Raw genomic sequence first — 12,316 nt, forward strand, 5'->3', positions numbered from 1 at the left:
AGCATTGGCTGCGGCAGCAAAGATAAATAAAGGAAGAAGAAAGAAAAACACTTTACCAACACCATCGGTCAGGAAAGCATATATTATAAATTCTCTTAAACACCCGGATGAGGTCAATGCATTAAGGGATATTTATGCAAATGGCTTTTTCCTGATAGGTGTATATACTGGTGAATCATAAATATTAAGAAATCTTATTGTTGATAAATGTATTGATGAGGTAAAGGCTAAAAAATTGATCGATCGTGATTCTAATGAGGGGAATAAATGGGGACAGCATACCAGAGATACTTATGAGTTATCAGATTTCTTTATAAATTATGATGGAAATAAAAATAGGACCGACAATAATATATGGAGAATATTAGATCTTATTTTTGGTAATCCATATGTCACACCAACCTTTGATGAATATGCTATGTTTATGGCTTTTTCTGCTTCTTTACGATCAGGGATCTTTCCCGTCAGGTTGGTGCGGTATTAACCAAAGATAAGAATATAATCTCAACTGGAGCTAATGATGTACCACGATTTGGCGGAGGATTATATTGGCCTGATTATGTAGGAGATGCAATTGAAAATGCTGAAAATGGTAGAGATTATAAGATAGGTGAGGATTCAAATGCGAAACAGAAAAGGTTAATTATTGAAGATGTACTTAAAGGTATTGTAGATGAACAAAAGGAAGTATTTAAGGAATATCTCCTAAAAAGTAAAATAAAGGATATTACCGAATATGGCAGGGTTGTGCATGCTGAAATGGAGGCAATCTTGGCATGTGCAAGAAGTAACATTAGTACTCATAATGGAATATTGTATTGTACTACATTCCCTTGCCATAATTGTGCAAAACATATCGTTGCCAGTGGTATAACACGAGTTGTCTATATTGAACCCTATCCTAAAAGCAAAGCTTAGGATGCAGATGCTACCATTATCTTATGTAGAAAAAGAGTCACAATCAGTAATTAACGTGGATAACTTAATAGAGGAGTTAGGAAAATGACCGAGAGAGAAGAGTTTCTAGCTTATTTAGCCGAAATGAGAAAAATAGTTGAGCAATGGCCAGATTGGAAAAAAGTTGGATTGAGAACTCCTCGTAATCCACATATATCCCGTAGAGATAATATTGCGTTAAAACCTGGAGGTTATACGACTTTCACTAAAAACAAATTGGTATAACTTATTCTTACTTAATTGAAAAACAGAGAGTTTGATAAGGGTTTTCTCACTGTTAGAAAACTAATTAAAATAATAGAATAAGGTTTTATTTCAACACCTTGATAGACACATCGATGTGGGAAAATATAAAAAGTAACCCTTTTTAGGGTTACTAGTAAATATAGTGAATAACTTAAACTCATTACTTATTTTAAAAAAACGCTCGCCTTAAACCTAATTCCAGACCGCGAATTTCTGCCAGACCTTTTAATCGGCCAATGCAGGAATAGCCGGGATTAGTCTGTTTTTTCAGGTCATCAATTATTTGATGACCATGATCAGGGCGCATAGGTATCAAACGGTTATCTCCAGCCTTCTTACGGCGATATTCTTCACGCAGGATTTCCATCACTACATTATACATATCCACATCACCTGCCAGATGAGCGGCTTCATGGAAAGTTTTACTGTTTTCTTCCCGTTGGGTGGAGCGCAGGTGAGTGAAATAGATTCGATTACCATAGCATTTAATTATCTCGACCAAATCATTATCACCACGAACGCCATAGGAGCCGGTACACATGGTAATACCGTTAGCCGGGCTTGGTTCAATGGTTGCTAACCATTCAATATCTTCAATAGTGGAAATAATACGTGGTAAGCCCAGAATAGGACGCGGCGGATCATCTGGGTGAATTGCCAGACGTAAACCATATTCTTCACATACAGGAACAATCTGGTGCAGGAAATAAGCCAAATGTTCACGCAGTTTATCGCGGGTAATATCTTTGTAGCGATCTAATTGCGCCTGAAATTCTGCTAACGTATAGCCCTCTTCGGCCCCCGGCAGACCGGCAATAATATTAGTGGTGAGTTTCTTAATATCAGCAGCAGACATGTTGTCGTAATAGACTTTTGCCTGAGCTTGTTCTTCGACGGTGTAATCAGCTTCTGCATCTGGACGTTTGAGGATATAGATTTCAAATGCGGCAAAGGCAATTTGATCAAAACGTAGGGCTTTAGAACCATCAGGGAGTGAGTATTCCAGATCGGTGCGTGTCCAGTCCAGCACAGGCATAAAGTTATAGCAGACGGTATCGATGCCACATTCCGCCAAATTTTTCAGTGAAGTTTTGTAGTTATTAATCCATTGCTGATAGCGACCGGTCTGAGTTTTAATCTCTTCATGGACAGGTACACTTTCAACAACTGACCAGATAAGCCCCTTATTTTCGATGAGGGTTGTACGGGCCAAGATTTCGTCTTTGTTCCAAACGTGTCCGTTAGGAATATGGTGTAATGCGGTAACGATGCCAGTTGCACCAGCCTGACGGATATCATCTAAAGAAACAGGGTCATTTGGGCCGAACCAACGCCAGGTTTGTTCCATTGTTATCTACCTTTGCATAAATTCAGAATGAAAAAAATCCACCAGAATAATTGGATATAAAAAATTATTAATTATGTCGTTAAATTAATTACGCCTCTTTGCTATTTCATAGGGATATGAATTAAAGAGATAACCGTCGAAATAGGGATCGTCAACATCAGACAATTCCAGTAAACGTAATTTCACATTCTCCAAATGTTGCCACATTGCTTGTTTGGCCGCCGCCGGATCTTTTTTGATCATGGCGGATAAAATGATCTGATGGTCATGCAGCCATTCTTTACGATAATCTTTATCGGTAATTCGAGTGTGCAGTTTCTGCCACATGGGATTATTTTCTCGCCATGCCCAAGATTGTTTAAGCAGTTCAACTAACATGCTGTTATGGGTTGCTTCCGCAATCGCCAGATGGAATTCTCTGTCGCCGGATTCATCTTCACCGGAGGCTAAATCTTCGGATTCCTTTTGCAAGGCTCGACGCATATTCGCAATGTTATTTGGTGTCACTTGCATGGCGGCAAATTCGGCAATATTACTTTCCAGTAATTGGCGAGCTTGTAATAACTCAAAAGGTCCTGCTGCGTTAACTGAGAATGAAGAGGAAGTGGGTAGGTGAGGGCGGTTAATAATATAGATCCCGGAACCTTTGCGGACTTCAATAAGGCTTTCTAGTTCGAGCATAATTAATGCTTCACGCACAACGGTTCTGGAAACCTGTAGTAATTCAGCAAGTTCTCGCTCCGGCGGTAAGCGATCCCCGATACGATATTGCTGGTTGGCAATCATCTCTCTTAATGAAATGCCAACTTCTTGGTAAGGACGTTTTGGCTCAAGTAAATGCTTCATGGTGTCACTATTATTGTCGTGATTATCGATGGTATTGTGTAGATAATAGTCAAAAATGGAAATTGGTCAACCAGAAATGCCGCTTAAGGGCGAAGGCCAAATGGCCTTCGCCAATGACTATCTGACTGCGCGGATGCGCTCCACCATGCGGTAAAGCACTGGGTCGCTTTTCTTAATGTCGTCGTACATAGGTTTGACCGCCTCTTCAAACGATTTTTGATCCACATCGACGAACTTAACGCCAATTTTCTTTGCATTCTGGCGCTCTTTCTCCTCTGATTTTTCCCATAATTTCGTCATATATTGAGAAGAGTTAATGGCCGCGTTTATAAGAATTTTTTGTTGTTCTGCTGACAGCTTATTTAGCGATTTAGTAGAAATAACAAGGACGTCTGGCACCATAGTATGGTTATCCAGCGAGAAGTATCTGGCAACTTCACTGTGACGGCTCAGGCTGAAAGAGGGAATATTATTTTCTGCGGCATCTACCACACCCTGTTGTAGAGCAGTATACAGTTCGCCGTAAGCCAGCGGAGTTGGGTTACCACCTAAATTTTTCACCATCGAAATGGCTGTTGGGCCAGGCTGAACCCGAATTTTCATGCCTTTTAGATCCTCTGGCGTGCGGATAGGTTTTTTGGCGTAGAAGCTACGAGCGCCGGCTTCATAGTAGGTTATGCCAATAAAGCCACGGTTTTTGCTGGATGCCAGAATCTCTTTACCCATCTCGCCGTTTTTAATTTTTTCGTAATGGGCTTTATCGCGGAACAGATAAGGTAAGTTAAAAGCAGAATAAGCGGGCGAAAAAGCTTCCAGTTCTGCGGCATTGGATTTGACTAAATCCAATGCGCCATTTTGCATCAGTTCCATCGATTCCCGCTGGTTGCCCAATTGTGCGTCTGGATAGATACGAATACGAACATCACCATTCGTTTTTTGGCGAACTTCATCTGCAAACTGAGTCATTGCCTTGTGCACTGCATGATCGCGGTTATGGTTATGGCTGAGTTTTAATGTTGTTACCGCCGTAACTTGTGACGCGCTTAAGGCAAATATCGCACCAATTACAGTAGATAAAATACGCTTAGAATTGCTCATTGTTCGTTCTCCAATTGTTGTAAATAGGTTACGGGCACAACTGAACTGATGGTCAAACCATAAGCATCACTTCGGATTTCGTCAAAAAGTAAAAGTAATTTGGTTGACCAATATCACAAAATAATCGGACCAACGGGTGAACCAGTCAGTTTGTGATCCCGCTCACTGGATGTTTTTTTGACCTGGATCTTATAATCCAAGCAACGTAAAGCTTCCTTTACTGATTTTGGTCAGACAGTTTGTCCTATTTGGTCGATCAAATAGGGCACTCGTTGAGGCCAATAAGGACAAAGCCCCGTGAAAAACCTTGTGTATTGCATCAATAAAGGTTTGGCATTTTTTACCGTCAGCCTTTCCGTATTTTTGGTGTTTTGTGTCACATGGCAGGTGGTTTCCCGCTATGTGTTTGGTACGCCGAGTACGGTAACGGATGAACTTGCTCGTTATCTGTTTATGTGGGTCGCCATGATTGGCGGGGCATATACCACAGGTCAACATCGCCATTTAGCTATCGACCTGTTAACGATGAAACTTAAGGGGATAGGCAAAAATAGTGTGGGTTTGGTGATCCAAGCCGCGATCGCTCTGTTTGCTGCGATCGTGCTGGTGTATGGCGGATCGGTACTGGTGATCTCAACCCTTGAAACCGGGCAAATTACCCCTGCGCTAGGGCTACAGATGGGATATGTCTATTTATGTCTGCCAATTAGCGGTGTTCTGATGATTTGCTATGTGCTAGTAGACATTGTTGCTCTTATTCGGAATTTTTCAGGTAAAGACGTGGTTATTTCTGAAAATCAATAAAGTCATCAGGCAGAAGAGGATAAGCTTATGGATTGGCAAGTGGTTTTAGCGTTGTTCGGTAGTTTTGCCATGTTGCTGGCACTGGGTGTACCGGTATCTTTTGCGATTGGTTTGTCATCATTACTGGTAATTATGATGACTTTGCCAATGGAAGCGGCGATTACTGTGGTTGCTCAACGTATGGCAGTCGGTGTTGATAACTTCTCTCTGCTCGCTATCCCGTTCTTTATTTTGGCGGGAAATATGATGAACCAAGGGGGAATCGCTGCCCGTCTAATTAATCTGGCAAAAGTCATGGGCGGCCGTTTGCCCGGTTCTCTGGTTCACGTCAATATCATGGCGAATATGTTTTTCGGCGCGATTTCGGGCTCAGCAGTGGCATCGGCTGCGGCGGTCGGTGGAACGATGGCGCCAATGCAAAAAAAAGAGGGTTATGAACCGGAATATTCTGCCGCTGTAAACATTGCTTCCTGTCCTGCCGGTTTGTTGATCCCGCCAAGTAACACCTTGATTGTTTACTCACTGGTTTCTGGTGGCACGTCAATTGCTGCACTGTTTCTGGCGGGTTATCTTCCCGGCATTTTGATGGGCGTATCCTTGATGGTTGTCGCGGCAATCATTGCCAAACGCCGTGGTTATCCGGTATCACCCAAGCCTACATGGAACGAGTTTTTCACCACATTGGTTCGCGCATTGCCTTCTCTGATGCTGGTTGTGGTTATTATGGGAGGGATCATTGCGGGTATTTTTACTGCCACAGAAGCCTCGGCGATTGCCGTGTTATATAGCTTTGTATTAGCAGTATTGATTTATCGTGAAGTCAGTTTCACCCAATTACCTAAAATCATTCTGGATTCTGCGGTGACCACTTCCATTGTTTTGTTGTTGATTGGTGCATCAATGGGCATGTCTTGGGCAATGGCGAATGCGGATCTGCCCTATTTGATCGCTGATGCACTCATGGCGGTTTCTGAAAACCCTCTGGTTATTCTGCTGGTCATTAATCTCATTCTGTTGTTGGTCGGAACCTTTATGGATATGACACCGGCGATTCTGATTTTTACGCCGATTTTCCTGCCAGTAGCGCAGAATATGGGCGTTGATCCGGTACATTTCGGTATCATTATGACCTTCAACCTGGCTATTGGTATCTGTACACCGCCGGTAGGGAGTGCGTTGTTTGTGGGTTGTTCTATCGGTGAGGTCAGCATTAATAAGGTATTGAAGCCTTTAATCCCCATGTATTGCGCTTTGGTTATCGCGTTGATGCTGGTGACCTTCATACCGCAACTGAGCTTGTGGTTGCCTCAGATGTTACTGAATTACTAAGCATTCAGGTCATCCGCGTCATTAAACAGGAATTGTTCTATGATCCGTAATATAGCCAACAGCAAAATTAATCCCGCTATTTCTCTGCCTTCTTATGATCGTCAGAAGTTGGTTGCCCGTATTGTCCATCTGGGATGTGGCGCTTTTCACCGCGCACATCAGGCGGTTTTTACTCATCACATGTTGGAAAAAACGGGCAGTGATTGGGGAATTTGTGAAGTCAGTTTGTTCTCCGGTCATCGGTTGATTCAGCAACTTAAACAGCAGGATTGCTTGTGTACCATTGCGGAGAAAGGGGCAGAGAAAACGGAGCTAAAAATTATCGGCTCTATGATTGATGCTTTGCACCCTGAGTTTGTGGGTCAGCAAGGTATTCTGGAAACTATAGCGCAGCCGCAAGTGGCGATTATTTCTCTGACGATTACCGAAAAAGGGTATTGCATCGATGCAGCCAGCGGCAAGCTGGATGTGAATAATGCATTCATTCAACGGGACTTAGCTAACCCAACCGAACCGACATCGGCCATTGGTTATATTGTCGAGGCGCTTCGTCTGCGTTATGAACGTGACTTGCCGCCATTGACGGTGATGTCCTGCGATAATGTCAGAGAAAATGGCAAAGTTGCCCGTGAAGCGGTGGTGGATTTTGCCCGTTTGCGTGATGAAAAGTTAGCCCAATGGATTGAACTGAATGTGACTTTTCCATGCACAATGGTTGACCGGATTGTTCCTGCGGCCACATTAGCATCGTTGGAGGAGATAGCTGAACAGTTGGGGGTCTATGATCCGTGTGCAATCACCTGTGAACCTTTCCGTCAGTGGGTGATTGAGGATAATTTTGCCAATGGCCGCCCAAACTGGGATGTGGCAGGAGCTCAATTCGTTAAAGATGTGGTGCCTTTTGAAACCATGAAATTACGGATGCTAAACGGTAGCCACTCATTTTTAGCCTATCTGGGCTATTTAGCGGGATATGCGCATATTGCTGACGCAATGGTGAACCCCGATTACTGGCAAGCCGCTTTGGATCTAATGTTGAAAGAACAAGCGCCAACTTTGACGATGCCGGTAGGAACCGATCTTTTTCAATATGCTCATCTGTTGATTGAACGTTTTAGTAACCCCAACCTTAAGCATCAAACCGGGCAGATAGCAATGGATGGCAGCCAGAAGCTGCCACAACGTATGTTTGATTCTGTCATTTATCATCTGGCAAACGGCAGCGATTACCGCCATTTAGCCTTGGGTATCGCCGGGTGGATGCGTTATGTCAGTGGAAAAGATGAACAAGGCAAATTGATTGATGTGCGTGATCCGCTGGTTGAGCAGTTTAAATCCATTTACCAGCAATATGGGTTATCTGTTGATGTAGTACCCGCGTTGTTGGCGATTTTTGGTAACCCAGTGTTAGCTAATCCGCATTTTGTCCGGGCGGTTACCGCAGCTTATCAATTATTATTGGATTGCGGCGCTCGTCATGCTGTGGCGGCACTCGATTTAGCTGACAGGAAAATGATATGAAAAATTTTATGTGTGACGATTTTCTTCTGAACAATGAAACTGCCCGTCAGCTATATCATGAACATGCCGCAGATATGCCGATTTATGATTATCACTGTCATCTTAATCCGCGTGAAATTGCTGAAAATCGCCGGTTTGATAACCTTGGTCAGATTTGGTTGGAAGGGGATCACTACAAATGGCGGGCTATGCGCTGTGCGGGTATTGATGAATCACTGATTACCGGCAAGCAAACCCGTGATTATGAAAAATATCAGGCATGGGCAGAAACAGTACCGTTGACCTTAGGAAATCCGCTTTATCACTGGACACATCTAGAATTACGTCGTCCATTTGGTATTAGCGGGATATTGTTTGGGCCGCAAACCGCGGATGAAATCTGGCATCAATGTAATGAAAAGCTGGCAACCCCGGCGTTTTCAGCGCGTGGCATCATGCAGCAAATGAATGTGCGTATGGTTGGAACCACGGATGATCCGGTAGATTCTTTGCAATATCACCGCCAAATCGCGACAGATGAGAGTTTCGATATCGAAGTATTACCAAGCTGGCGTCCTGATCGGGTATTTAAAATCGAGCTGGCGGGTTTCATTGACTATATCAAACAGCTTGAAGCCGTGGCTGATGTATCGATTGCTGCTTTTGCTGATGTGTTGAACGCGTTGGAGCGTCGGCTTGAGCATTTTGCTGCTCATGGCTGCCGGGCTGCTGATCACGGCATAGAAAATTTGCGCTATGCTCCTATTCCTGATGAAACGGTATTAAATGGCATCCTGCAAAAACGGCTGGCAGGGGGCATTCTCTCTGAGCTTGAAATTGCACAGTACACCACGGCGATTCTGGTCTGGCTTGGCCGGCAATATGCCGCCCGTAGTTGGGTGATGCAAATGCATATCGGCGCTATTCGCAACAATAATAGCCGGATGTTCCGCTTACTTGGCGCGGATAGCGGCTTTGATTCCATTGGTGATAACAATATTGCTTGGCCGCTATCTCGCTTGCTGGATAGTATGGATGTGACGGATGAGTTGCCGAAAACGATTCTTTACTGTCTGAATCCACGAGATAACGAAGTGATTGCTACGATGGCCGGTAACTTTCAAGGTGGCGGTATCGCCGGTAAAGTGCAGTTTGGTTCGGGCTGGTGGTTCAATGATCAGAAAGATGGCATGTTGCGTCAGCTTGAACAACTTTCCCAACTTGGGTTGCTGAGTCAATTTGTTGGTATGTTGACCGATTCTCGTAGCTTTCTTTCATACACGCGGCATGAATATTTTCGCCGCATTCTGTGTAATGTGTTAGGGCAATGGGCAGAAAAGGGCGAAATTCCTAACCACAAAGCCATGTTAGGGCAGATAGTTGAGGATATTTGTTTTAATAACGCCCGCCGTTATTTTGCTTTGCCGGGAGAAAATCTATGAAGCAGATTGCACTCCTTGGTGAATGTATGATCGAACTTAATGGTGCCCCTTTTTCGACCATGCATCAGACTTTCGGTGGTGATGTCTTGAACAGTGCGGTTTATTTAGCACGTGCAAGCCGACAGAAGATTGCTGTTCATTTTGTGACTGCGTTGGGCTTGGATTCGCTCAGTGAAGGGATGATCACACGTTGGCAAGACGAGGGTATTCGCACCCATCTGATTTTGCGTGATCCGGTTCGCCAACCGGGACTGTATTTGATTCAACTTGATGGACAGGGAGAGCGCACCTTTCTGTACTGGCGTAATAATTCCGCTGCCCGTTATATGGTGCGCCATCCTGATTTCTCTTCGGTTATGCAAGCATTACAGCAGATGGATGCCATTTATCTCAGTGGTATCAGTTTGGCTATCTTGCCTGTTGATGATCGTGAAAAGCTACTAAACTTGCTGGCTGAGCTGGCTGCTCAAGGAAAAACCATCATTTTCGACAGTAATTATCGTTCGGCATTATGGCAAAGTGTGGAGGAAACCCAAGTTTGTTATCAGAAATTACTCGCCTTTACCTCATTGGCACTGGTGACAGATGACGATGAATGTAAGCTGTGGGGCGATAAATCGGTTACAGCAACCATGATTCGTCTTAAACAAGCAGGCGTTAAAGAAGCCGTGATTAAAGCGGGGGCTGCCGGTTGCTATTATCAGCATTTGGTACAGGATACTCCGATTGAGCTGATCCCAACGGTGCCGGTTGTTAACGTGGCCGATACCACGGCGGCGGGAGACGCCTTTAATGCTGGGTTTCTGGCAGGATTTCTGACGGATTGTCCGATACAACAAGCGGCAATTATGGGGCATTGTCTGGCTGGTACCGTTATTCAGCATAAAGGGGCGATTATTCCAATCAGTGCAACTCAAGCAGTGACTGACAGTTTCTTTTAACAGCGGAGAGAAAATTGATGAAACAGATGATTGAACAGTTACGCCAGTTAAAAATTGTACCTGTGATTGCTATTGACCGAGCGGAAGATATTATTCCGTTGGGTAAGGCATTAGCTGACAATGGTTTGCCGGTAGCGGAAATTACTTTCCGTTCTGCGGCGGCGGCGGAAGCTATTCGTCTGTTGAGAGAGGCTCAGCCGAGTATGTTAATTGGCGCAGGAACCGTTCTGAATCGTGATCAGGTGGTTGCTGCGAAACAAGCTGGCGCTGATTTTATGGTTTCTCCGGGGTTTAATCCAAATACGGTCAAAGCCTGTCTGCAATTAAATATTCCTATTATTCCGGGTGTGAATAATCCAAGTGCGATTGAAGGTGCAATGGAATTGGGGTTAAAACTGCTGAAATTCTTCCCGGCAGAACCTTCCGGCGGTTTGCCAATGATTAAAGCGATATTGGCACCTTATACTGAATTGCAAATTATGCCGACTGGGGGAGTCGGACCAAATAATATTCGCGATTATCTTGCTGTACCGCGTATTGTGGCGTGTGGTGGTTCATGGATGGTTAGTCAAGCGCTGGTGGAGAGCAGAAATTGGCAGGAAATCGGTCGCCTGACTCGTGAAGCGGTGGATTTGGTGAATACTTAAGGAATAGTGGTTCTTGTCTTGGGATAAAATATTATTCCGACAATAATACCAAAGGGAAAAAAAGGGTTTAGTAAAAATTCTTTCACTTCTGTTTGCCTAATGGAAGCATCAGCGTGTATGGCTCCAACGGTGACTGGACGAAGCCAAGACGCGTATAGAACGTTCGCGCGCTCTCATCAAGTGCGTGGACGATTATAGCTGAAATGCCCACTTGTTCTGCCGTGCTGGCGACACGCTTCCAAGCATCTTGGAGAAGCAATGCCCCGAGCTTCTTCCCCTGATATTCCACATCGACAGCCAGACGGCCAAGAAGCACTACAGGGATAGGATCTGGCATATTGCGTTTAAGCGATGGTGTAGATTCAATATGATTAATTGAACCGGCGCTTAGACAATAATAACCGATAACGTCTTTTGTGCCTTCCTTGCAAATAACAAATGTGCGGCTCGCGCCGAGCTTATTATTTTTTAAAGCCCGGCGTGAAAGCCATTCGTTTAATGTTTCATGCTGGCAATAAAAATCATTTATATTATGTTCAGCCGTTAATATTTCAGGTGTGCTTATTCCCACGGTGCTTTATATCCCATCAGTTTTTTAAAACCTTCATTATCAGAAAGCGGTTGCTCCAGCATCTGCATGAACATATGGTATTTTTCGTCGTTAACGAAAAAGTGGCGCTGATCGAGTATGGCATCTTCGGCTGCGCGGCAGGCAGCGTCCAAGATGAAATCAGTTCGGGTCTTTGAGAGCAGGTTTGCTGCATGGTCAATAAGCTCCCGCTGGAAGGCTTTCGCCCGGATGTTGATCGGGGTTTCTTTAGGTTGTGTTCTCATAAATCACCTGTGTAGCAAATTGGTAGATAGTCATTATAGCAGTTGTATATCTAATAGATATACATTTAGCGTCTCCATTTGAAATCTTATGAAACGTAAGCATGCTGGGTTATCCAAAATATAGTGGCTGGTCTTCTGCTGACTGGCGTCGGCCTAATTTATATGAACGTTAGACACCAGAACAAACTTTGTTAGAATTACTGACAGTGAGCTTGATACCTGAAAATATCTTAATGCGGTTGAAACTTAAGTTTGGGGTTAAATTTGAACAACTAGAAAACCTTGATCGAATGATTTTAGCGACAGTGGCTGTAGAAGGATGGA

The 12,316-nt window shown here is 44.0% G+C and carries 13 protein-coding genes and 1 pseudogene; 9 read left to right on the forward strand and 5 right to left on the reverse strand.

Annotation, left to right across the window (positions count from 1 at the left end; genetic code table 11):
- From LGZ98_RS21620 to LGZ98_RS21630, 3 genes and pseudogenes are all read left to right on the forward strand, one after another.
- Positions 1-181: pseudogene (locus LGZ98_RS21620) on the forward strand (anti-phage dCTP deaminase); the annotation flags it as partial.
- A 320-nt stretch (positions 182-501) separates the two neighbouring features.
- Positions 502-918, forward strand: a complete 417-nt coding sequence (locus tag LGZ98_RS21625; RefSeq protein WP_229015727.1) for a deaminase — start codon at positions 502-504, stop codon at positions 916-918.
- 84 nt (positions 919-1,002) lie between these two features.
- The gene (locus LGZ98_RS21630; RefSeq protein ID WP_113041238.1) at positions 1,003-1,182 is read left to right on the forward strand and encodes a hypothetical protein; all 180 of its coding nucleotides are present in this window, start codon (positions 1,003-1,005) and stop codon (positions 1,180-1,182) included.
- Positions 1,183-1,372: 190 nt separating this feature from the next.
- On the opposite strand, the gene uxuA is transcribed toward LGZ98_RS21630, so the two are convergent.
- From uxuA to LGZ98_RS21645, 3 genes are all read right to left on the reverse strand, one after another.
- Complete coding sequence (uxuA, locus tag LGZ98_RS21635; protein ID WP_113041237.1) at positions 1,373-2,551, reverse strand: mannonate dehydratase; 1,179 nt, start codon at positions 2,549-2,551, stop codon at positions 1,373-1,375.
- Positions 2,552-2,635: 84 nt separating this feature from the next.
- On the reverse strand, positions 2,636-3,397 hold the full coding sequence (locus LGZ98_RS21640; RefSeq protein ID WP_113041236.1) for an FCD domain-containing protein: 762 nt from the start codon (positions 3,395-3,397) through the stop codon (positions 2,636-2,638).
- Positions 3,398-3,514: 117 nt separating this feature from the next.
- Positions 3,515-4,495, reverse strand: a complete 981-nt coding sequence (locus tag LGZ98_RS21645; RefSeq protein ID WP_262978564.1) for a TRAP transporter substrate-binding protein — start codon at positions 4,493-4,495, stop codon at positions 3,515-3,517.
- A 297-nt stretch (positions 4,496-4,792) separates the two neighbouring features.
- Between LGZ98_RS21645 and LGZ98_RS21650 the strand changes: the two genes are divergently transcribed.
- From LGZ98_RS21650 to LGZ98_RS21675, 6 genes are read left to right on the forward strand one after another with little or no spacing between them, the layout of a single operon-like run.
- The gene (locus tag LGZ98_RS21650) at positions 4,793-5,299 is read left to right on the forward strand and encodes a TRAP transporter small permease (protein ID WP_262978565.1); all 507 of its coding nucleotides are present in this window, start codon (positions 4,793-4,795) and stop codon (positions 5,297-5,299) included.
- 27 nt (positions 5,300-5,326) lie between these two features.
- Positions 5,327-6,628: a TRAP transporter large permease gene (locus tag LGZ98_RS21655; protein ID WP_262978566.1), complete on the forward strand. Its 1,302-nt coding sequence runs from the start codon at positions 5,327-5,329 to the stop codon at positions 6,626-6,628.
- Between the two features lie 39 nt (positions 6,629-6,667).
- Complete coding sequence (locus LGZ98_RS21660; RefSeq protein WP_262978567.1) at positions 6,668-8,149, forward strand: fructuronate reductase; 1,482 nt, start codon at positions 6,668-6,670, stop codon at positions 8,147-8,149.
- Entirely contained in the window at positions 8,146-9,570 is a 1,425-nt protein-coding gene (uxaC, locus tag LGZ98_RS21665) for a glucuronate isomerase (RefSeq protein WP_262978568.1), read from the forward strand. Before LGZ98_RS21660 ends, uxaC begins: the two co-directional genes overlap by 4 nt.
- Entirely contained in the window at positions 9,567-10,511 is a 945-nt protein-coding gene (locus tag LGZ98_RS21670) for a sugar kinase (protein WP_113041231.1), read from the forward strand. The genes uxaC and LGZ98_RS21670 overlap by 4 nt, the downstream gene beginning before the upstream one ends.
- A 17-nt stretch (positions 10,512-10,528) precedes the next feature.
- Positions 10,529-11,158: a bifunctional 4-hydroxy-2-oxoglutarate aldolase/2-dehydro-3-deoxy-phosphogluconate aldolase gene (locus LGZ98_RS21675; protein WP_262978569.1), complete on the forward strand. Its 630-nt coding sequence runs from the start codon at positions 10,529-10,531 to the stop codon at positions 11,156-11,158.
- Positions 11,159-11,240: 82 nt separating this feature from the next.
- Here LGZ98_RS21675 and LGZ98_RS21680 read toward each other — a convergent pair whose 3' ends face one another.
- Both LGZ98_RS21680 and LGZ98_RS21685 read right to left on the reverse strand, forming a co-directional pair.
- A complete protein-coding gene (locus LGZ98_RS21680) occupies positions 11,241-11,729 on the reverse strand; it encodes a GNAT family N-acetyltransferase (protein WP_011144581.1) in 489 nt (162 codons plus the stop codon).
- A complete protein-coding gene (locus LGZ98_RS21685) occupies positions 11,720-11,992 on the reverse strand; it encodes a type II toxin-antitoxin system TacA family antitoxin (protein ID WP_011144582.1) in 273 nt (90 codons plus the stop codon). Before LGZ98_RS21685 ends, LGZ98_RS21680 begins: the two co-directional genes overlap by 10 nt.
- Between the last annotated feature and the right edge of the window lie 324 nt (positions 11,993-12,316).

This window comes from Photorhabdus kayaii, assembly GCF_025384895.1.
Taxonomy (GTDB): Bacteria; Pseudomonadota; Gammaproteobacteria; order Enterobacterales; family Enterobacteriaceae; genus Photorhabdus; species Photorhabdus kayaii.

What these genes read in the sequence shown, in the direction of transcription:
- LGZ98_RS21630 (WP_113041238.1), top strand. Translation starts at nt 1,003, where the DNA reads ATGACCGAGAGAGAAGAGTTTCTAGCTTATTTAGCCGAAATGAGAAAA.
- uxuA (WP_113041237.1), bottom strand. Translation starts at nt 2,551, where the DNA reads ATGGAACAAACCTGGCGTTGGTTCGGCCCAAATGACCCTGTTTCTTTA.
- LGZ98_RS21640 (WP_113041236.1), bottom strand. Translation starts at nt 3,397, where the DNA reads ATGAAGCATTTACTTGAGCCAAAACGTCCTTACCAAGAAGTTGGCATT.
- LGZ98_RS21645 (WP_262978564.1), bottom strand. Translation starts at nt 4,495, where the DNA reads ATGAGCAATTCTAAGCGTATTTTATCTACTGTAATTGGTGCGATATTT.
- LGZ98_RS21655 (WP_262978566.1), top strand. Translation starts at nt 5,327, where the DNA reads ATGGATTGGCAAGTGGTTTTAGCGTTGTTCGGTAGTTTTGCCATGTTG.
- LGZ98_RS21660 (WP_262978567.1), top strand. Translation starts at nt 6,668, where the DNA reads ATGATCCGTAATATAGCCAACAGCAAAATTAATCCCGCTATTTCTCTG.
- uxaC (WP_262978568.1), top strand. Translation starts at nt 8,146, where the DNA reads ATGAAAAATTTTATGTGTGACGATTTTCTTCTGAACAATGAAACTGCC.
- LGZ98_RS21670 (WP_113041231.1), top strand. Translation starts at nt 9,567, where the DNA reads ATGAAGCAGATTGCACTCCTTGGTGAATGTATGATCGAACTTAATGGT.
- LGZ98_RS21675 (WP_262978569.1), top strand. Translation starts at nt 10,529, where the DNA reads ATGAAACAGATGATTGAACAGTTACGCCAGTTAAAAATTGTACCTGTG.
- LGZ98_RS21685 (WP_011144582.1), bottom strand. Translation starts at nt 11,992, where the DNA reads ATGAGAACACAACCTAAAGAAACCCCGATCAACATCCGGGCGAAAGCC.